The sequence below is a fragment of the Streptomyces viridifaciens genome (assembly GCF_001888885.2).
GTDB classification, from domain to species: Bacteria; Actinomycetota; Actinomycetes; order Streptomycetales; family Streptomycetaceae; genus Kitasatospora; species Kitasatospora aureofaciens.
The window spans coordinates 104,125-123,299 of the sequence record NZ_CP090840.1 but is presented as its reverse complement, the minus strand read 5'-3'; the positions used below and the strand labels follow the sequence as shown (position 1 = coordinate 123,299).

The 19,175-nt window shown below is 70.1% G+C and carries 18 protein-coding genes; 9 read left to right on the top strand and 9 right to left on the bottom strand.

The genetic code is table 11. The features are described 5' to 3' along the window. Positions 1-23 precede the first annotated feature (23 nt). Both BOQ63_RS00585 and BOQ63_RS00580 read left to right on the top strand, forming a co-directional pair. Positions 24-365 (top strand): hypothetical protein, encoded by a 342-nt coding sequence (locus tag BOQ63_RS00585; RefSeq protein ID WP_072653014.1) that lies wholly within the window; start codon positions 24-26, stop codon positions 363-365. Between the two features lie 473 nt (positions 366-838). Continuing rightward, positions 839-1,015 carry a nucleoside phosphorylase-I family protein gene (locus tag BOQ63_RS00580; RefSeq protein WP_167395615.1) on the top strand — a complete coding sequence of 59 codons (177 nt, stop codon included), beginning with the start codon at positions 839-841 and terminating at the stop codon, positions 1,013-1,015. A 293-nt stretch (positions 1,016-1,308) separates the two neighbouring features. Here the strand turns inward: BOQ63_RS00580 and BOQ63_RS00575 are convergent, their stop codons facing one another. The 9 genes from BOQ63_RS00575 to BOQ63_RS00535 form a co-directional block, all read right to left on the bottom strand. After that, on the bottom strand, positions 1,309-2,055 hold the full coding sequence (locus tag BOQ63_RS00575) for a hypothetical protein (protein WP_072653013.1): 747 nt from the start codon (positions 2,053-2,055) through the stop codon (positions 1,309-1,311). A 14-nt stretch (positions 2,056-2,069) separates the two neighbouring features. After that, positions 2,070-2,957, bottom strand: a complete 888-nt coding sequence (locus BOQ63_RS00570) for a TniQ family protein (RefSeq protein WP_072653012.1) — start codon at positions 2,955-2,957, stop codon at positions 2,070-2,072. Between the two features lie 88 nt (positions 2,958-3,045). After that, on the bottom strand, positions 3,046-3,636 hold the full coding sequence (locus tag BOQ63_RS00565) for a hypothetical protein (protein ID WP_072653011.1): 591 nt from the start codon (positions 3,634-3,636) through the stop codon (positions 3,046-3,048). Beyond that, a complete protein-coding gene (locus BOQ63_RS00560; RefSeq protein WP_072653787.1) occupies positions 3,629-5,380 on the bottom strand; it encodes a type IV secretory system conjugative DNA transfer family protein in 1,752 nt (583 codons plus the stop codon). Before BOQ63_RS00560 ends, BOQ63_RS00565 begins: the two co-directional genes overlap by 8 nt. A gap of 23 nt (positions 5,381-5,403) precedes the next feature. Then, positions 5,404-6,771 carry a putative type IV secretion/conjugal transfer ATPase gene (locus tag BOQ63_RS00555; protein ID WP_454129669.1) on the bottom strand — a complete coding sequence of 456 codons (1,368 nt, stop codon included), beginning with the start codon at positions 6,769-6,771 and terminating at the stop codon, positions 5,404-5,406. A gap of 14 nt (positions 6,772-6,785) precedes the next feature. Next, entirely contained in the window at positions 6,786-8,273 is a 1,488-nt protein-coding gene (locus BOQ63_RS00550; RefSeq protein ID WP_197697922.1) for an SCO6880 family protein, read from the bottom strand. Positions 8,274-8,309: 36 nt separating this feature from the next. After that, positions 8,310-9,839 carry a hypothetical protein gene (locus tag BOQ63_RS00545; protein WP_454129484.1) on the bottom strand — a complete coding sequence of 510 codons (1,530 nt, stop codon included), beginning with the start codon at positions 9,837-9,839 and terminating at the stop codon, positions 8,310-8,312. Between the two features lie 130 nt (positions 9,840-9,969). Next, complete coding sequence (locus BOQ63_RS00540; protein ID WP_072653010.1) at positions 9,970-10,779, bottom strand: DUF8175 domain-containg protein; 810 nt, start codon at positions 10,777-10,779, stop codon at positions 9,970-9,972. Further along, the gene (locus tag BOQ63_RS00535) at positions 10,779-11,099 is read right to left on the bottom strand and encodes a DUF8827 family protein (protein WP_072653783.1); all 321 of its coding nucleotides are present in this window, start codon (positions 11,097-11,099) and stop codon (positions 10,779-10,781) included. The genes BOQ63_RS00540 and BOQ63_RS00535 overlap by 1 nt, the downstream gene beginning before the upstream one ends. A gap of 376 nt (positions 11,100-11,475) precedes the next feature. Between BOQ63_RS00535 and BOQ63_RS00530 the strand changes: the two genes are divergently transcribed. The 7 genes from BOQ63_RS00530 to BOQ63_RS00500 all read left to right on the top strand — a co-directional run bounded on the left by BOQ63_RS00530 (position 11,476) and on the right by BOQ63_RS00500 (position 19,090). After that, positions 11,476-12,666, top strand: a complete 1,191-nt coding sequence (locus BOQ63_RS00530) for a C40 family peptidase (protein ID WP_454129482.1) — start codon at positions 11,476-11,478, stop codon at positions 12,664-12,666. Continuing rightward, positions 12,663-13,409: a hypothetical protein gene (locus BOQ63_RS00525; RefSeq protein WP_072653009.1), complete on the top strand. Its 747-nt coding sequence runs from the start codon at positions 12,663-12,665 to the stop codon at positions 13,407-13,409. The genes BOQ63_RS00530 and BOQ63_RS00525 overlap by 4 nt, the downstream gene beginning before the upstream one ends. A 24-nt stretch (positions 13,410-13,433) precedes the next feature. Beyond that, positions 13,434-13,610 (top strand): hypothetical protein, encoded by a 177-nt coding sequence (locus tag BOQ63_RS00520; RefSeq protein ID WP_167395614.1) that lies wholly within the window; start codon positions 13,434-13,436, stop codon positions 13,608-13,610. 282 nt (positions 13,611-13,892) lie between these two features. Beyond that, the gene (locus tag BOQ63_RS00515) at positions 13,893-14,492 is read left to right on the top strand and encodes a hypothetical protein (RefSeq protein WP_072653008.1); all 600 of its coding nucleotides are present in this window, start codon (positions 13,893-13,895) and stop codon (positions 14,490-14,492) included. 396 nt (positions 14,493-14,888) lie between these two features. After that, positions 14,889-15,944 carry a hypothetical protein gene (locus tag BOQ63_RS00510; protein ID WP_499503218.1) on the top strand — a complete coding sequence of 352 codons (1,056 nt, stop codon included), beginning with the start codon at positions 14,889-14,891 and terminating at the stop codon, positions 15,942-15,944. An 807-nt stretch (positions 15,945-16,751) separates the two neighbouring features. Continuing rightward, the gene (locus BOQ63_RS00505; protein ID WP_499503216.1) at positions 16,752-18,074 is read left to right on the top strand and encodes a hypothetical protein; all 1,323 of its coding nucleotides are present in this window, start codon (positions 16,752-16,754) and stop codon (positions 18,072-18,074) included. Further along, positions 18,071-19,090, top strand: coding sequence for a PD-(D/E)XK nuclease family protein (locus tag BOQ63_RS00500; RefSeq protein WP_072653005.1), 1,020 nt, complete (start codon positions 18,071-18,073; stop codon positions 19,088-19,090). The genes BOQ63_RS00505 and BOQ63_RS00500 overlap by 4 nt, the downstream gene beginning before the upstream one ends. The last annotated feature ends 85 nt before the right edge of the window (positions 19,091-19,175 follow it).

Genomic DNA, 19,175 nt, shown 5'->3' with positions numbered 1-19,175 from the left:
TCCGGCGAAAGGGAGGACGACCTATGGCAGAGCCCCCGAACCTCGACTGGCTCACCAGGGTGCGCGCGCTCCTCGTCCGGATGATGCTCAGCATCCAACGCACGATGGCGGAGAACGCGGCAGCACCAGAGGCCGCCCGCGACCCAGCTCGGCAACAGGCCGACGCCCGATTGCTCGCCATCCTGGCCATCAGACTGCATGAGGTCACCGCGGCCATCAACACCCATCCTGCCCCGCTGCGCCCAGCCAGGGCCCACACTGAGCCGACCACCAGACCCCTAGCCGAGGCCCAGCAACAGCAGACCTGGAGACACCGGACAGCATCGCCGAACACAGTCAGCGACACCGGACGGTTGATGGGGTGAGCGTACTTGGCGATGCGGGCCACCTGGCGTTACCCCGGCACCACGTACGCCCGGCGATGATGAGGATGTGACCCGCCCGAAATCCGGGCAACGCCAGCCTGGCGACGCGGCGGGCACGCCGCCGATGTGGTGGCCGAGCGCGGAGGCGGCGAACAGGCCGCCGGGACGCAAGGCACGGGCAGCGGCCGGCAGCAGCACGCGGGAGCCGGTGAAGTCGAGCCCGCCGAACACCGAGTAGACGATGTCGTACAGCCCCGCCCCGGCCGCCACAGGTACAGACCGGCCGTCTCCGCTGCAACCCCGAGGTTGTGTGAGCCTAGCCCGATCGGGCGGTACGCTACGACGGCCCGCAGTTGGTGTTCCGGTAGGTCCCGTACCAGGCCGAGAACAGCGGCTGCCTGGTGGCGTACTGGCGGGCAAGGGTACGCACCTCCCGGGTGCCGGAGTCCTCGCAGTGGGCTACTCGGTGTCGGTTGGCCTCGATCGCCCTCGGCGCCCCCGCCACCGCCCTAGTCCTCGAGAAGCTCACCGCGCTCGGCACCCCTGCGGCAACCTCTGTCGGCACCGCAGCCGCCCTTCGCCGCGAGCTGCCGCCCGGCTCCCTGGACGTCCGCGACCGGGCGCTGCCAGCGAGGGTCCAACATCCCTGACGGCTTCGACTGGATCGTCATCGACCTCTGACGCAGTCGAGGTAGCGGTGCCTGTGTCCTGTCGCAATCGGGATGTCCGTGGATCTTGTTCTGAGCTGCAGGCTTGCCAGGTCGGTTGAGAACTGTGCGTTCGCGCGTTCTCAATTTGAATCTCGGAGTGGGTTGCCGGACCACAGGGGCGGCCAAGATCTCGATCGGGTGATTGTCCGGGATCGTGGCAGCAGGCGACGGACAGGACCTGGCCTGCGGAATTTCGTGTGACTACACGATCGAACTGGAACGGATTCGAGCCGTCATCTGTCCAGAACCTCCCGCCAGACGTTGCCGCCTTCGGCCCAGGTCCAGAACCACTTCCGCAACGAAGCGGTCGCATGGCGGAGGCCGTCGTGCGGAGTCTCGCCCCACCCCGGCTCCCAACCGTCGCAGTCGTAGAGCAGCACCGGATTCTCGACGGCAAGCAACGAGACGTACCAGTGCATCGTGCAGCCGCCGCCCGTCAGATAGAACCAGGACGTCGGCACCCCCTCCGCTCGGTCCCTCTCCTGGACCTTCACCGCGGAAGGCCAGTCGCTCAGGTGCCCCTGCACCCGATTCCCCTCGCGCACGCTGACAAGCCCGCCATCGGGCCCGAAGCCCCCGTCCGCGACCTCCGTCCAGATGCGGCGGAGCAGATCAGGCAGCCGACGTCCGACCCGGCGCTCGACATCCTCGACCTCAGCCATGGTGACTGGCGGGAACAGCGGTCCGCGTGGGGCGTCCGCGTAGTACGTGGCCACTTCCTCGGCCCAGGATCCAAGCGTGACCGACCCATCGCTGCCTGTCGCCCGCAGGCCTGGGTGGGGTCGGTCGAACCACTCTGCGCCGTAGCGCTCCGTGATCCATGCGCTCGGCACCCTCGCTCTATCGAAGCGCCGCCCCGGATCCCAGGCCCGGGCACGAAGCTTCTCGATCAACACATCGTCGTCCGCCCGCTCTTCAGCGATTCCAGGATGCTGGAGCGGCGCAGGGAACCCGGGCGAAGCGGCGAAGACGTGGCCCATGTGCCCCTCCCAGGTCAGAGGGTCCTCATGATCGCATGCGGAGATCGGACGGCCGGACTGGGGAGCCGTGCTCGGGGGAGGTGGCAGAAGTGCTGGTAGAGCGGGTCGTGAGCGCCGAGGGTGGAGTAGATGCGGGCGAAGCGTCGGCTCAGTTCAGCTGTCGTGGCCAGGTACAGCTCCTTGGGGTCGACGGTGACCGTCGGCGGGTTGAGGATCAGGTCGGCAAGCACGGTGATCTCGGGGAAGGCCGCCAGGCGGTGGCGGTCCTCGAAGGGGATCCTCCTGCTGACGGGGTGGTCGTCGATGCGGTCGAGGCGACGGGTCCACTCGCGCCCGAGGTCGAGCGGCATGCCGCTGGCGGACCACTCGTCGACGATCTTCCATGCGAGATCGAGGGCCTTCTGCATCCTGCGGTCCTGACGACGGGCGAGCAGGTCGAGGTGGTGCTGGGCCTGGAGGACCTCGGGTAGAGAGGTGAGCGGGATGTCATGCGTGGAGCGGGTCCACCGCTTGTGGCGCGGGCAGAGGTGCCGGGGGGCGGGCGCGCGGACGATCACGATCGTGGCCGACGGGTTGCGGCGGGCCGTGCAGCAACGGCAGAGTCGGCCGATCACGTATTCCGACCGGGGCAAGGCGTGTTGGGGATCGAGGAAGTCGGCCAGCTCGGGAAGCGCCCTGGCGAGTCGGGCCGCCGGGCGATTGAGCAGGGCGGACAGCAGGTTCGGAGACTCGGGGGTCCAGCCGACCGTGCTGTCGGTGAGTGGCGAGAACTCCGAAGGCAGCGGCCCAAGGAGCCGGACGAGGCGGCTGGCTGCTCGGTTGTTGGCGACGGCCAGGCGGTGCAGGTAGGAGCCGAGGGTCTCGCCCTGGACGGGGCCGCCCCCCGACGGCGAGGTCTGCAAGCAGGGGCCGAGTAGCCTCACACCCCCGAGCCGTAGTCGCGTCGCTTGACGCCGCGCCGCTGCGATCCCGATCGCCGGCGATTCTTGGTCAGGACCCACCAGCGTCAAGTTCAGTGGCTCCGGCCGCCACTTCCTCAGCCAGCGGCGGTCCGGCATCGACAATCACCTCTCCATACGCCTTGTCCTGGCCGAAGGACATCCGGGACCGGGGTTCGTGGAAGCCGTTGACGCACCCGCCCAGCCAGTTCCGGTTGATCCGCTCCACAGCCCTGGCCAGCGCGTCCTGCCACAGGTACGGTGATGCCCCGACATCCTCCTCCGAGGCGTAAGCGGAAGCGTGGGAGGTCCACAGCGCGGTCAGCTCCTCCACCACCCCGGCATGCTGCCACCAGCACTGCCGCGGAAGCTGCTCGGTCGTCAACTCGTACGCGTCAGCCAGCCACACCACCCACGCAACGAACTCCGGCCACAACGCCCCTGTCTGCTCGGAGGTCAGGGACCGCCACAGGACCGGGACACCGGGAGCACGATCGGACGGCCCGCCGACGGCCCCATTGCTTCCCCCAGCCGCCGTGGGCGCCGGGCGCTGCTCCAATTCGAGCACCCGCTGGGTCAGCGCGGCGATCTCGGAGTTCATCGAGGCCAGTTCCTCGAAGAGCGGATCGAACGCGTCAGGCATGGTTCACCATCGCCAGGGCCTCCTTGGTCGCTGCGGCGATCTCAGCCGCCCTCGGGCCTTCATGGGCACGGACGAACCGCACCCGGGTGGCAGGAGTGCGGCGGTGCACCAGCAGCCCCGTCCGCTCCTCCAACATGCGGATGTCGCTCGGCTCAAGAGCGGCGCGGCGCCTGACCGACAGCGACGACGACACCCTGTCGCCGTCGTCCGACACCGACTCGGTGTCCTCGTCGAACTCCCCGACGAGCGCCGAGTAGGCCTTGAGCTCCTGCTCATCGCTCACACCACCAAGGATGATCTTGGCGGTGGCCGCGCCGAACATCTTGCGCACTCCGGTCTGGCCCCACCGCTCCTCCGCCTGCGCCAGGTTCTGCAGCACAGCGGCCACGAAGATGTTCTGGCTCCCACTGACGCTCATGAAGCTCGGGATCTGCGGCAGCGGCGCCACGTTGGCAAGCTCGTCCAGGAAGCACCCCAGCGGCGGGTCTAGACGCCCGTTCGGCATCCGCGCCGCGATCTTCTTCGCGGCGTCCAAGATCGCCTGGGTGAACACGGCGAGAATCGGCGCGAGTGCCGACCCCTCTTCCTCGTCTCCGATGAGGAACAGGGTCCCGCCGCCGCGAAGCCACGCCTCGATGTCGAAGTTCCGCTGCGACGGAGCGAAGATCGACGCGACGCGGTCGTCATAGAGCGCCAGGAAGGACTGCTCGGCCGTACGCCACGACGCGGACCGCTCCTCGGGCGCGGCCGCGTGCTGCGCGGCGAGGGCCCGGGAGAGCTCCACACGGCCGTGCCGGGCCAGGATGTCCACGGCCTCCCGCTCGGCCGGTGCGGTGGCCCACTTGAGGATGTCGAGAGCGCTGCGTTTGTCCAGTGCCGCCGCGTGGAGCCAGCAGGTGATCAGCATCTTGGCGTTCATGACGAAGTAGCCGCCGTTCTTGGTGCCTTCGTCGGACTTCGTGGAGGCGGTGAGGGTCTCGGCGCGCCGGCGCGCGGTCTGGAAGTCCTCACATCCGTCGGTCAACGGCCAGGCCAGCTGATGGGGCCAGCCCGACAGGCCTGTCGCGTCGAGGGCCCACACCTTGCCGTGGACCTCCCGCAGCTTGGCCGAGGCGAAGAGCACGTCGGTCTTGCTGGAGGTGGCGAGCACTGTCCCCTGGAAACTCAGGATGGCCGGAAGGATGAACTGGCTGGTCTTTCCTTCCCGAGGGGGCGCGACCAGGAGAAGGCTCTCTTCGATGGTCAGCCACAGGGGGATACCCGAGGGATCCGCGTTGCCGCAGAAGACCGCGACCTGGGTCACGTCCACGGGGGCGGCCGTGGCGAGCGTGGGCCGCAGCGCCGGGATCCGGCTCAGCGCCTTGGCCTCGCCCATCGCGGCCTCCAGCTGCTTGCGGGTGGCCAGGCCGTCCGCGCCGTCGGAGCGGCGGCGCTGCCAGCGCTGCCACCCGGTCTTCACCAGGAAGTACAGGCCCGCGCATTCCGCAAGGAACACCGTCCAGAACGGAACGGGGCCCCCGACTCCCGACCCCTTCTTGAAGGCGACGGAGGGTTCGAGGAAGTGGATGAAGACTTTGGCGGAGCCAGCACCGGCCTCGCCCCAGCCGACATGGGCGGGACGCTGATGGGCCGCCAGCCCGGACAGCACCGCGGCCAGCCACACCAGCGCCGTGAGGACGACCAGCCCCACCAGCGGCCCGATCCACCAGGAGTCCCGGCCAAGCCGCAGCCGTGTGGCCGACATCGGGGAGGCGACCTTGGGTATGCTCACGCCGCACCGCCCTTCGTGAGGGCTATCAGCGGGGCCTGCGACGGGGCGCTGCGCGCCTCGCCGCTGCTCCCGGACTCCGTCATCCTGCTGTTCGTATTCGTCAGGCGGACCTCGACAGCCGAACGAATGTGCTGGACCAGGGAGATGCGACCCCCGACCTGCCAGACGGCGCGCCCCGGCGCGCACACGTTGGTGCCGTCGGCGATCGCCTCGCGCGCCCACTGCGGCAGCTGCAGGTAGTCCGCGGTGGCATCCGCGTCCGCCTTGTCCATGTGGTACAGGACCCGGGTGGCGGTGAGCTTGAGGATGGCCATGGCCTCCGGGGACTCGTTGACGTCGACATCGGTCAGGTGGTGGACCACGGCCATGAAGGAGAGCCCCAGGCGGCGCCCGTAGCGCACGAACTCCTCGAACAGGCGTGCCACAGGACGGTGGCTGAGGATGTGCCAGGCCTCCTCGACGATCAGCGTGCGCTTGACGCGGTCACCGGGCCGGATCCACCCGAACCTCAGCCACGGCCCGATCACCGACATGAGCAGCGGCATGGCCGTGCCCTCACGCGGGAGGCGGGTGAGATCGAAGACGATCAGGCGCGCGTCCAGGTCGATGCCGGCGGTCGTCGGCCCGTCGAACATCCCGGCCAGCTCGCGCGTCGGTGAGCAGAGCTCGTCCATGGCCAGTGACGCGGGCCGGCCCCACCGCCCGAGCTCGCTGGCGCTCACGGTCCGCTGCCCGAGCTCCGCCGGCTCGGGCGCGGTCAGCGCGTTCAGCACGTCGGACAGGACCGGCACCCGGCGGGCGGCACCCGCGGCGGCCACGGCGGCCTGGTGGGCGACGGACAGCGCAAACCGGGTCTCGGCGGACATGTCCCCGCCGATGATCTCGATCATGGAACAGAGGATCTTGAACTGGTGCTCGGCCGGGATCCGCGGGTCGAGCGGATTGATCCGAACGGCGCCCTCCTCGTCGCGGCCGCCGTAGATCAACCGGACCGGCTTGATCCCCAGCGCCCGGGCGATGCCGTCCCATTCGCCGACGCCGTCCTCGCCCTGGGCGTCCAGGACGGCGAACGCCCGGTCGCGAAAGCGCAGCTGGCGCAGCACATAGGACTTCTCCAACGCGCTCTTGCCGTACCCGCTCTTGCCGAGGATGAGGATGTGGCCGCTGGGAAGGCGCTCGCGCGCAGAGGGGTCGTAGAGGATGAACGGGTCGTAGATGTAGGCCTTCCCGCTGTACATCTCACGCCCGATGATGACCCCCCGCGGGTCACCGGTCGGAGCGCCGACGGCGGGGTAGAGCCCGCACGCCTGGGCTGTCGTGGTCCGCATCGCCCGCCGGCGGGTCTGCTTCTGTGCTCGGAGCATCTCCAGCACGGCACTCAGTCCTTCAGCAGGCCGCCGGCCAGCGGCAACGTGTTGGCGTGGGCCCGAAAGTGCTCGTGATCGCACCACTCCAGACGCAGGTGAGCCAGGGTGGCACCGGACGCCAGAGCGTCCTTGTGCTGGCGCAGCAGCTCGGGGTCCGGCGAGGTCAGGGTGACCCAGCCGGTCAACCGGATACCCGCCGCGCCGTTGGCGATGTCGTGCATGGCGGCGGTCGCGGTGCGCCGTTCCTTGGCCTCCCGCGGGTCGGCGACCCTGCCCGCCTTCGTGTCGGCCTGCCCGACCTCGTTGGTGACGTCCGCCATCGCCTCGCGCAGGGCGTCGTCGCTGCTGACCAGGTCCATCGTCACCCCGACGGTGAAGATGACGTCCTGCACGTACAGCATGAGCGGAGCGAGGAAGTTGATGCCCACGGGAAGGACCGGCAACTGCTTCCACCAGGCCGTGACGCTGTGCCAGGGATCGGCCCCCTCCCAGCTGCGGGAGAGCATCACGCTCGGGTCACGGGCGTCGACCTCGGCCGGCCACGCGGTCGCCCGGTCCATGCCCTCCGTGTCGTTGATCCAGTGGCTCGGGTCGTAGCTGTGGTGGATCCAGCTGGCCAGTGTCGGCTCGTCCAGGTTGCGCACCCACCGCAGCTGGGCCATCCCGAGGCGGCGGATGAACTCCTCCACCTCCCGCCCGAGGACGATCCCGAACCCCTCGTGCAGCGTCCGGTACCGGCGGGCCTCGGCGACCAACCGCGTGTCGTAGGGCATGCCCACCACCAGGACCAGACGCCGGTCCTCCGCCGAGATCGCGACGGTCCGCAGCAGACTGTCGTAGGAGTCGAGGAGCCACTGCGGCGCGCCGGGGTCACGACGCTGCGCTGCGTCCCGCGCATGGGCGTTGGGGTCGGTGGGCACCACGCGGCTGAGCCACTGGATGCGGCGGATGCGCCCTCCCGAGTCGGCCAGCGCCTTCAGGAAGCTGTCCCACGCGCCGACGAGCCGCTCCTTGTCCTCGGTGTCCAGGCCGCCGAAGTTCTGCTGTCCTTCGATCTCGATGGCGGCCGTGAACATCGCCTCGTCGGGCTGGAGCAAGATGGCCAGGTCGCCGAAGGCGGTACGGGCGTTGATCCACTCGAGCTGGGGGACCCCGGGTGGCGGCTGGACGGGCCGGGGGGAGCCGTCCCAGTTGCGGCCGACCTTCGGCGCGAGGGACTGGTAGAGCAGCCGGCCGTCGCGCAGCAGTCGGCGGTGGGTGCGCCGGATCTCGTACCACTTGAGGAAGGTCCGGCCCTGCCAGGGGGCCAGCGTCGCCCAGGTGGTGCTGCCCACGGCGAGCACGAAGGCGAGGAGTTTGAGCGGGATGCCGGGGCTCACCCACAGTGCGAGCAGACCGGCGAGCACGCCGCCGCCGAGAACCCACTGTTCGTCCGCCTCAAGGCGCCGCCCCAGCAGGCCCCGCGGACGCGGGCGGGGAAAGACGAAGCTGCGGCTCATCGGGGCTCCATATCGTGGTCTCGGGACGGGGCCGGGTCAGTTCTCGTCGACATCGGGGGGTTCCTCCAGCGGACTCCCGTCGGACCACGTGGCGTTCTCCGGCGCCGGGGGAGCGGGCGCGGCAGGCACGGGTGGAGCAATGGGTCGCGGGGGCGGCGGAGCCGGAACGCTGCCGGCAGGAGGCGGGCCGCCTGTGCCCGGGCTGCCTGTGTCCGGGCCGCCGCCTGGCGGTGCGGGCGGGGGAGTGGACCCGTCCGGAGCTGCCGGGGAGGCGGCGTCCGGCGCGGCGCTCACCGCATCCGGCCGCTCGCCGCTCACGGGCTCCTGCGGCAGCGAGGCAGCGCCGGGGTCGGACTGCCCATCTTCGGTGCCAGCCGCCGGGCTCGGAGGTCCCGCCTCCTGACCACCTTGCGGCTCGTCCGGGGTCGTAGCAGCAGTGGCAGCGTCCACGCCACGCATCGCGCTTTGCTCGACCTTGTCCGCCGCCTTGCCCATCGCGACGCCACCGGCCGCGCTGGCGGCACCGACTCCCTCGGCAGCGTCGGCCCCGGCCTCCGCCGCCTGCGGGTCCGCCGCGCCATCGGCGCCTTCTTCGCCGTCCTTCTTCTCCGGCTTCTTCGGGCCAAGACGCGACTTGAGCTCGCCGTATGTCGACTGCGCAGAATTGGCGCCGTCGGAGACGCCGCCCTGCAGCTGCTTGCGTGAGCTGAAGACTTCCTGGAGCTGGTCACCGAGAATCGGTACGAACTTGGCTACCTGGAAGGGCAGGAACAGGGCCAGCCAGAAGAGGGCGAGCGCCGTGAGGACGGTTCCGAACGCCTGCAGGATGCCGGCCTTCTGGCTCCCGTTACCTACCAGGAGTCCCGACGCCAGGGCGAGGGTCGTGAAGGTGACGTACTTCGAGGCGATGATGCCGACGATGACCCCGGCCCAGCGCTTGCTGTGACCCCACAGGTCTCGGTCGACCAGGCCCGCGAAGACCGTGGGCCCGAAGACAAGGCCGGCGTAGATGAGGGCGTTGCGGACGATGATCTCAAGCCACACGCCGAGAATGGCCATCAGCAGGAACGCGCCGACCATCATGATGATGGCCATGCCCGCCGGCCCGAAGACCAGGAGAGCCAGCAGCGCGCCGAGGATGAGGGGGGCCGCTCGGCCAACGTCGTGGGCGACCGGTGTGAGCATGGCGGCGGCTACGCTGTCGAAGAGCTCCGTGGCGTAGGCGACGACGAGTGGTGCGAACGCTGAGGCCATGACGGACATCAGAAGGAATCCGATGGACTCGCCGAGCGCCTGCAGGGGCGGAACGCCTTGGATGGCGCGTTTGGCGACCGCGATCAGCCACAGGATGACGGTCAGGATGACGGAAGCGCCGAACGCCATCGTGTAGGTCCGAACGAAACCCTCATTGGACCAGTCGACCTGGGTAACGTCCAAGTCCTCGGCCAGGGACGTCAGGACGCTCGCGACGGCATTCGCGATCGCACGCGCGATGTAGCCGAACGGATCGGAAACGAAGTCAGCCGTCTTGCCCACCGTGATGGCGGTGTCGCAGATCTGGTCCATCAGGGGGAGGCTGCACACCTGCTTAGCGACGTCGCCGCTGTCGGAGCGGGCCGGAGTGGCGAAGACCACCGAGAGGAACACGACCAGGGCGCTCGCGACGGGTGCCGCTGCTCGGCGCGGCAGACTGCGGTCAGCCCACGTACGGGGGCGCATCGAATTCCTTGTTCGTCGAGGCGAAGGCATCCACCGACGTCGGCTTCTGCCCGGTGGTCTGCAGAGGTGTGGGACCCGCCGAGCCGGAGATCGAGGAGACCTTCCAGTCCCCCGCCTGCCAGACCATGGAGAGGGTGTAGGTAGTCCACGAGGCCGACACCGGGAGCGGGGCGTTGGGCGTGGCCAGGCCCACGACGCCGCACATCCACACGCTGACCGTGGCGACCTGGGGCGAGAAGCTCGTCAGCTTGGAGCCCAGGGGCGAGGCCCGGGCGATCAGTTGGTCCGCGGTATCGGCCGTCAGTCCGAGGGCGGAGCTGAACTTCTCCGAGGCGGCGTCATCGGCCTTGATCTGGTCAGGTGCGGCATCCGCGGTCATGATCGCCTTCAGGATGCGCTCCCTGACCTTGGGGTCGGTGAGGTAGGCGGCACTTGAGCGCGCGAGTTCGGCGTTGACGGCGGCGGCGACGGCGCCCTCACGGGTGTCGGTGTAGCCGGCCGGAACGCCGCCGACGAGGCGCAGCCCCGCGGGCTGGCCGCTGGCGCCGGAGCCGGCCAGGCTCTCCCCTCCGGCGCCGGACGCGGAAGCGGCCCCCGCCTGCGAGGGGCCGGGTGTGCTGTTGGTGCCGTCCCCGCCGCGCGAGGCGAGCGCGAAGCCGAGGACCAGAACGACCGCGATGGCGCCGAGAGTGATCGCCGGGCCCCGCCGGAAACGGGCGTTCTGCTTCGCTTCCCTGTCCTCGCTGATGACCTTCGTGCCGGCGCCGGAATACCTGGCGCGGCGCACTAGATCCCCATCCCGTAGACGATGGTGAACAGCGTTCCGATAGACGCGACGACGAATGCGGCGACCAGGCTTCCCGCCAGCTCCTTCTGGCCCTGCTTGACCTGGACCGTGTCGTGCTGCGAATTTCCGAAACGCAGGTGGACGACGCCCAGCAGGGCGCGGCCGAGCAGCACGAGAATCACCGCGGCCATGATCGCCTGAATGACGGTGCGCGCGGTGCCGCCGATCTGTGCGAACGGCCCCCAGTCCGGTGCAAGACCCTTGACCAGCCCGTCGACGGTCCCCCCGACGGCTTTCCCAGAATCCGGATCCTTGGCCAAGAAAACTTCCCGCGCAAGATGCAACATATCCCGCCCACCCCTTTGCTGAAGACTTTGCATTGAAAGGTCCGCCCCTTCCCGCCTGAAATATGGGAAGGCAATTGCAGATCGCGGAACTATCGGCTACTCTCCGTTTTCCGGTGGATTCGGTGGATGTTGGCCACGAATCCGAGAGTCTGGGCTTCCTCCCTCTCCTTGAACCCCAGCAAGTTCGCTGGCCCATTACATGCAACAAGTGGTCGCGGCCGCATTAACCCCGTGACGTTCAAGGCCCAGGAGTCCGCAGGACGGGAAACGCCGGAGGCGGCATCCCGGCCCACGGAATCTGAGCTGTCCGGCGGCCGCCCCGAGTGCGCTCAAGGAAAGGGACGGTGAGGTGCGGAAGATCGCGCTGGGCTTTCTCGCACTACTCCTCGCGATGGCGGGCGGTCTGTCCGTCATCGTCCTCATAGCAGCAGGTCACGCAAGCGCAGCCAACACGACGACGTGCACGGGCGGCATCACTCCGGTAGGCGACGGCGCCCAGGGGCCCGGCTCCGCCGCCGACGCCTCCGGAGCGGACTCCCCCTCCACCCAGGGCAATCAGGCCGTCGTCGTACCGATGAACCCCCAGGGCCCCCAGGAGAGCCCGAAGTGGTCCGACCAGCAGACCCGCAACGCGGCCACCATCACCAACGTCGCACGGACCAGAAACCTCAGCCCCCGTGCCGCGGTCATCGCCGTCGCCACCGCGATGCAGGAGTCGACCCTGGAGAACCTGAACCACGGCGACCGCGACAGCCTGGGACTGTTCCAGCAAAGGCCCAGCCAGGGATGGGGTACGGCCGCGCAGATCACCGACCCGGTCTACGCCTCCAACCAGTACTACGACGCACTCGTGAAGGTCCGCGACTGGCAGACCCGCCCGCTGACCGACGTCGCCGCGGACGTCCAGGCACCCGACGCGCGCTACCGCACGGCCTACGCCAAGTGGGAGCAGAGCGCCGGCGGGCTCGTCAGCACCTCCTGGGGCACCGCCGCCGTCACCTCCGTCTACACCGGCTGCGACACCGCCGCGGCGACCAACACGGGCACCGCGGGTGGCGCCGCCATCGGGGCCGCCGCCGCGGACGCCGTCGGCACCTTCACCGCCCACAACCCCCGCACCCCGACCCAGGCGATCGCCGCCGCCCGAGCCGCCTCCACCAGCGGACGCTCGGACTTCCACCGCATGTGCGACAACTTCGTCGCCCAGTCCTACGGCTGGGGATCATCCGGCTCCGAGACCGCCAACGTCCACTGGCAGCGCCTGGTCGCCAGCGGCGACGCCCACCCCGGAGACAACACACCCCCCGCAGGGGCGCTCCTGTTCTACGACACCGGCAGCAACGCCGGACACGTCGCCCTGTACCTGGGCAACGACATGGTCGCCAGCAACGACATCGCCGGCGATGGACTCATCGGCATCCGGCCCCGAACCGACTTCACCAACGGCACGTGGCACCTGCGCTACCGCGGCTGGGCCCAGCCCGCCTTCCCGTCCGCGGCAGGTTCAACATCCCTGCCCATCCCCCAGGGAGTGGCATGAACGACACCCGAGTCCACATCACCGCCGACGGAACAGCGTCGATCAACGACGATTCGGTGACCGCCCCCGCCGACATCGACCCCACCCACGCGGTCCTCCACCACCTCACCCTCGAGGCCGCCGGCCTGGGCGAGCCCCTCGCCGCAGCCATCACCGACGACCGCACCGGTCAACACCTCAGACTGCAGGTCAACCCCGACGGATCCACCGACCTGCTCGCCCCCGGGGAGCCCCTACACCACCAGCCCCCCGCCGCCGCCCCGCCACAACCGCACTCACCGGACCCCGACCCCTTCCCCGCCGAACACCGCCAGGCCCTCGAAGCTGTGCACGCTGCCGGACGCGCCCACGACTTCACCACCGCCACCCGCCACGCCGATCAACTCCTGCAGGACATCACCCACACCCACGGCCACCACCACCCGGCCACCCTCACCACCGCCCAGGTCCGAGCCGACCTCGCCTGGATGTCCGCAGACTTCCGCTACGCCGCCGAGCTGTGGACGTTCATCGCCGACACCTGGGCCCAAGCCCTCGGGCCTACGAGCCGCCAGGCCCGCTTCAGCATCCGCCAGGCCACCGCGTCCTGGCGCTACACAGCCGACACTCAGGCGCGCGAAACCGGCCCCGCTCTCCTGGCCGCCCTGGAAGCCATCGCTCCCACCCCCCAGGCCGACCGCGCCCTCGCAGCCGTCCGAACCCGCCTCGCCGGCCTCACTGCCACCGCACCTGATGTAACGTAAGCACCCACTACCAAGGGGGAGTTCATGCCGATGATCGCGATGGCACGGCTGATCCTGCGCAACCTCCCGTACGTGCTGGTCATCGTCGGATTCCTCACGATTACGAAGCTCCACACCTTCCCCGAGATCCTCGCCCCACTCGGCGTCGTAGCCACCGGCATCGTGCTCGGCCGCATCCGCAACGCGCGCACCCGGCGCTGACACCGCCCGACGGGCCGGCGTATCGATGGCAGGCACATCGCCGGCACCGGGCCCGTTCACCGCTCCAACGCCCCGAGCCGGCCGTTCGCCGGCTCAGCGAGGGGAGTGCGGGCGGGACACGGTCAGGAACAGACAGGAACGAACGAACATGTCCCACATCAGGCAGGACGTCCGTGTCTTCGGACACCGTGGCATGGCGCGGGGAGTGGACAATGCCGGCCTCGGTATCCTGGACGAGCCCTCGGCTGTAACCGGCGCCGGGAGCGAGGGGGGATACAACCTGTGAGCGCGCACGAGCACGCAGCCGACCTGGCCGCCATCAAGGCGCGGATCCCCTCCGCTGACCAGCTGTTCTCCAACTGGCCGGCCATTCTGCCCACGCACGCGGCCCACGCCGAGCTCGACTTGTTCGAGATCGGCGAGTTTCACGATCCGAGGCTGGTCCTCTACACCGGTGTCAGCCAGAAGATGCCGGTGACAGTGGCCTGGGCCCTCTTCGGGACCGCCCGCAACGTCCGGCCCGGCCGTACCGCACTGCCAGCCGCCCGGGAGACCCTCACCGGTCCGGAGGCAGTGCGCGCCCTCCAGCTTCTCGCAGTGGACAACCCGGAGGCCGACGAGGCCGCGATCGAGACCCTCGCGCTACCCGGGGTGACCCGCCAAATCGCCGAACTGGCCGCCGACTCCCATCGCCACTACGAGCAGCATGCCTTCCCGGCCCGCCGCGAGGTCGGCGCATACATCTACGCCTACCACGGCGGCCCCATCCGATTCGGCGCGGTCACCGCCGATATCGTCGTGATCGGCAGCCCGATCTGGATCGGCACCGCCGACGAACCCGCCGACATCCCAGCCGATCAAGAAGAGACACCGAAGCCGTAGGCGACGACCCGCCACAACCTGGCCCGCCTCCGCCCCTGAACAACTCTGACGCGCCGGTGCAGCGAGGCGCTAGGCGTTCAACTCGACGATTACCGCTCCACGCCCCGAACCATCACCGGCACCGCACCACCTGCGCGTGAACCGTGCGCGTCCCGCTCTCGCGCAACCTTGTCCAGCTCGTCCCGGACAGCCTGTCAGGTCCCACTTCGCGTCGCATCCCCATCGCGCGCGCGGGCCGGCACGCCTGGCAGAGATCCCGCAGAGCGGGAACTCGGCCGCTAGATACCACAACCCGGGAACCCACACGACACCGCGCTCGCCCGCCCCCTCTCACCAGCACATCATCCTAGAGGGCGGACCACCGCCGTCACTCGAACCCCGGGGGGACAAGAGCCGATGGACGACGGGCGCTCCACCGAGCTGATGGGCACCGCAACCGTCGGCGACACCACCTACGAATGGCTGGCCACCGCCATCGGCCCCGCGCTGTGCGCCACCCGGGCATCCGGAACCCGCGAAACCCTCCTCACCGGCGACGGCGTCCCCCAGGCCTTCGCCCGCCTCGCCGCCACCACCACCACCGAACCGCTCCACCTGCTCCGCAGGGAGAAGCGCATCGTCGAGGAGGCCGCCGCCCGGGCGCTGGCCCACCAGCAGCTACTCAATGAAGTGGCCGAGCGCCGGGAACTCGGCGACCTCCTCGACCGAGGCGCCATCGACGTGGAGGAGTACCTGACCCGCCTCGAGCCCCAGCTCACCCGGCAGGCGGCCGAACACGACAGCATCGCAGCACGGCTCGGGCAGCTGCGGACCTTCAAGAAACTTTGGCGCCAGCTCGGGGGACACCACCTCCGAACCGCACCCGGTGGCCCCATCGCCACCGAGCCGCCCGGCCCGACGGACAACGAGCGCACTCCCGGAACCGACGAGACCACACGGCTGCGACTCGAAGCCGTCTGGCGCCCCGGCCGGCCGGCCGCCCACGACACGGAAACACCCCCGTGGCACTCGCGTCCCCACGGATCGTTGCCGGACGCGCACCTGGCCCAGGAGATCGCCTGGCTGGGCCAGGCCACGGCCCGCACCCGCGAACGCGCCCGCGGATTCAAGGAGCGCGCCGAAGCCGTCCCCGCCCAGGCGGCCGCCGGGGAGGGCCCGAACGCCGTCCGGCTGCGCAGCAGGTTCGAGTCCATGGGCCGGGCCGGGGAGTGCCACAGGCGCGCCGACGAACTGTTCGCGCAGCAGCGGGAGCAAGCAGAGAAGGCCCGTGCGCTGGGGCAGTTGGCCGCGGGCGCGCAGCGGCGTGCGGGCAGCCATCCGGTACGGCTCCTCCTGAACGCGACCACCCCGGGGGCGCCAGCAGACAGCCGCGGAGCGGCTGCGCGAGGCGGCCGACCGGGCAGCCGGCGCGTCACTCCGTGCCGGCGCCGACGCAACTGTTCTGCTCGCTGAGGCACGGAGCCTATGGCCCCGTGACCCTCGGAGCGACCTCGCCTACATCCGCGCCAGGTTTCCGGACCTCCACGACCGGGCGGTCCAGAGCGACATCGCGTCAGCCCAACAGGAGGCCACGCGGCTTCTGGCCGAGGCCGCGCGACTGCAGGACGTGGCGGCCGACTATGACAGTACACTCGGCGCCCTGCTGGAGGAGCGGCACACGAGGGCTGTACTGAGCCCACAGCAGCAGGCCCAGGACGAACGCCAGCGCACCGCCGTCTACCCACGCACGCGAAAGGGCGCGGGCAGCACCCAGAACCTGGCACGCCGCCCCCAGGCCAGCCAGCCGAGACGCTCCGCTGAGCCGCCCACCGTGTAACTACCCCATCCGGTCCGCAGGCTCGCGGCGGCACACGCCGCCCACCGGTATGCATCTGGCAATGCCCGTTGGTGCCGCATCCTGCGCGCGCCGGACGTTCCTGGCGGCACGACCCGGGGGAACGGCGGGCGCGGATGTGCGTACTCTCCAGAGCCCGAGCCGTTGTGCGCCCCGGGCCCGGGCCCGGGGCGGAGCACGCCGACGGCTGCCGCCACGCGGCGCAGGGGGACCAGGACACAGGGCCCGTGGACCACCAGTGGACATGCGGTGAGGCCCACGCGGCGTCCGGACGGCCAGGTCGGCGGAGCACACCCGGCTTCCAGCAAACCAGGACTTGACCCGTCGTCTCGCCATGCCATTGTGCGGCTCCGTAGCGGACCCACCGGTCCGGTTCCCTCGCCCGGCCACACGGTCCCGGGCCCGCCGCCAAGGAACTAACTGTCATGACCGCAATGCTTTCCAGGCCGACCGACCTCTACCCCGTCCTGTCCGACACCGCCGAACTGTTCGCCGACGACCCCGAGTTCGCGCGGCTCATCCGCAAAGCCGAACTGCTCTGCCACGCCCGATCCTTGAAACGCTGGCTCAAGGGCAACCCCATCGACATCGTGTTCGTCCTGCAGAACGGCAAGGACCTCGGCCTCACCACCTACGAGTCTCTCAACTCCTTCTACCCCGACGAGACAGAAGACGGGGGCCTGGGACTCCATTCCTCCGCCAAACGCGCGCTGATGCACCGCGCAGGATGGGGCTGGCGGATCGTCGAGGTAACACCCGAGCGGTGCACCGTCGCCCTGACCGACCCGGACAAGCCCGGCCACGGCGAGATCACCGAGACCTACACCATCCAAGACGCCCGCCTTGCAGAGCTCCTCGACGGACCCAACGCGAGCTACTGGCGCCGCTACCCACGCCAGATGCTGTACGCCCGCGTCACCGCCCTCGCATTCGAAGCCCACGTCCGCCACACCCTCTGGGCGGGCCCGCGCATCCTCGGTACCCCCCTCGCGGCCGATCCCGCCCCGACGACCGGAACCAGCACCCCCAACCCCACTCCCACACACACCACCGGCCACAGGCCCCCCGCACTCTTCCATGACCCCGCCCCCGCACCCGACCTCGGCGACGAACCGCCCATGCCGGAACCCGACGCACCCGTCGAGCCCGGGCACGCCCACCCTCACCCCACAGCCGCCACGCCCCCCGCCCCAGCGGCCCAGGTCCCCCGCCCCTCCGCCGAGCCCACCCCCGCCCCGGTTCCCCCGGACAACACCACCAGCAGGGAGCCCAACCAGGCAGCAGATCCCGCACCCGCCACACCCGCACCGGAACCCGCCGACAGCAACCCCCCGTCGGCAACCGCTCCGCCCACCACTGCGGGACCCGCAGGCGCGAACCCGAACACCGAGCCCGACCAACCCGACCAGGACGACCGGCAACGCGCCTGGGAACAGCTGCGCCGGCACTCCCAGGGGCTCAAAGAGATCGCGATCTACCGAATCCTCGCCGGCGACGAGAAGCGGACCGCTAAGGAGATATCCGCAGGCAACATCACCCCCGACGACGTAGCGGCTCTACGCGCGGCGCACCAGGCCGTCGGCCTCACCCCGGACACCGTCTACCGGACGCTGCTCAAGCACAAGGTCCCTCCTGTCACCGAGCCGGGCCCCGTCTCATCGACGCCCCTGCAGAGCGCGCCCCGTCCCGAGATGCCCGTCGTTGAAGCCGACCGGGGCCCGGCCGACGAAGGGACGGCATCCCCGTGAAGCGCAAACTCCTTGAGCAGCACCGGCGGGACCTTGAGGGCGCCGTGGCCGGGGTCTTCACCGACGCGACGGCCGAGGATCACCACGACCCCGGCGAACTCACCCTCTCCGGCCTCGGCGGGTGCACCCGCCGGGCTGCCCTCCAACTCGCCGGGCACGCCCCCAGCGACGACGACTCCCACTGGGAGCAACGAGCCTCCCACCTCGGCCGGGCCATCCATGACTGGTTCCTGCCCCGCCTTGCCGCCAAGCTGGGCCGTGAACTCAGCCTCATCGAACACGACGTCATCCTGCCGATGCGCGGCCTGCACATCCGCGGACGCTTCGATCTCGCCACACTCGCCATCGGGGGAGGGCTGCTCCTGGACCTCAAGACCCACGGGTACGACCAGAGCGACCCCGCCCGTCCGCCTTCTCGCGCACGCCTCATGCAGATCTGGGGCTACGCCCTGGGCCTGCGGGCCCAGGGGCACCCGATCGAGCTGGTCGCGATCCTGCCGATGTCCCGGATCCACGGTGCGACCGACGGGCTCTGGCTCGCAGAGTTCGGCCCCAGTGAGGAGGCACTCGTCGACGCCCGCGTCCGCGACCTTCTTCACCACGCCCGAGCCCCGTTCTTCGCCCCCAGGGACGGACACCGCGGCCCCGGACTGGACAGGGAGTGTGACAGCTGCCCGTTCCGGTCCGAGTGCTGGCCCGGGGCGCAGCCGGCCCAGGCCGCCCAGGTGCGCAGTGACGCCGACATCGTCAACCATGGCCTGCGCCATGCCGAGGCCGCCGCGCAGGTGGGCCGCTGGAAGGAGGAGAAGGCCTTCCACGGTGCCGCTCTGGCCAGGACCACTCCCGGCACCTACGAAGCCGACGGCTACATGGTGGAGATCGTGGCCAGCGGCGGACGCAGACGCCTCAACCAGGGCGAGGCCAAGGCCCTCCTGGCCAACAACGGCCTGCCGATACCCATGACGACGGACCGCGAATCGCGGCGGGCGATCGTCAAACGCCGCCCGCTCGGGTGACCCACGCCCCGCAGGCGCCGATGGTGCCTGCGGGCTCCGCGCACGACCAGGAGTTGACGCCCGCGCGCACCCCAAACGCCACACA

Excerpts from the sequence above, each read along its gene's own strand:
- BOQ63_RS00585 (WP_072653014.1), top strand. The coding sequence starts at position 24 with ATGGCAGAGCCCCCGAACCTCGACTGGCTCACCAGGGTGCGCGCGCTC.
- BOQ63_RS00525 (WP_072653009.1), top strand. The coding sequence starts at position 12,663 with ATGAACGACACCCGAGTCCACATCACCGCCGACGGAACAGCGTCGATC.
- BOQ63_RS00505 (WP_499503216.1), top strand. The coding sequence starts at position 16,752 with ATGACCGCAATGCTTTCCAGGCCGACCGACCTCTACCCCGTCCTGTCC.
- BOQ63_RS00545 (WP_454129484.1), bottom strand. The coding sequence starts at position 9,839 with ATGGACCAGATCTGCGACACCGCCATCACGGTGGGCAAGACGGCTGAC.
- BOQ63_RS00510 (WP_499503218.1), top strand. The coding sequence starts at position 14,889 with ATGGACGACGGGCGCTCCACCGAGCTGATGGGCACCGCAACCGTCGGC.
- BOQ63_RS00560 (WP_072653787.1), bottom strand. The coding sequence starts at position 5,380 with ATGTCGGCCACACGGCTGCGGCTTGGCCGGGACTCCTGGTGGATCGGG.
- BOQ63_RS00565 (WP_072653011.1), bottom strand. The coding sequence starts at position 3,636 with ATGCCTGACGCGTTCGATCCGCTCTTCGAGGAACTGGCCTCGATGAAC.
- BOQ63_RS00575 (WP_072653013.1), bottom strand. The coding sequence starts at position 2,055 with ATGGGCCACGTCTTCGCCGCTTCGCCCGGGTTCCCTGCGCCGCTCCAG.
- BOQ63_RS00550 (WP_197697922.1), bottom strand. The coding sequence starts at position 8,273 with ATGAGCCGCAGCTTCGTCTTTCCCCGCCCGCGTCCGCGGGGCCTGCTG.
- BOQ63_RS00520 (WP_167395614.1), top strand. The coding sequence starts at position 13,434 with ATGCCGATGATCGCGATGGCACGGCTGATCCTGCGCAACCTCCCGTAC.
- BOQ63_RS00555 (WP_454129669.1), bottom strand. The coding sequence starts at position 6,771 with ATGCTCCGAGCACAGAAGCAGACCCGCCGGCGGGCGATGCGGACCACG.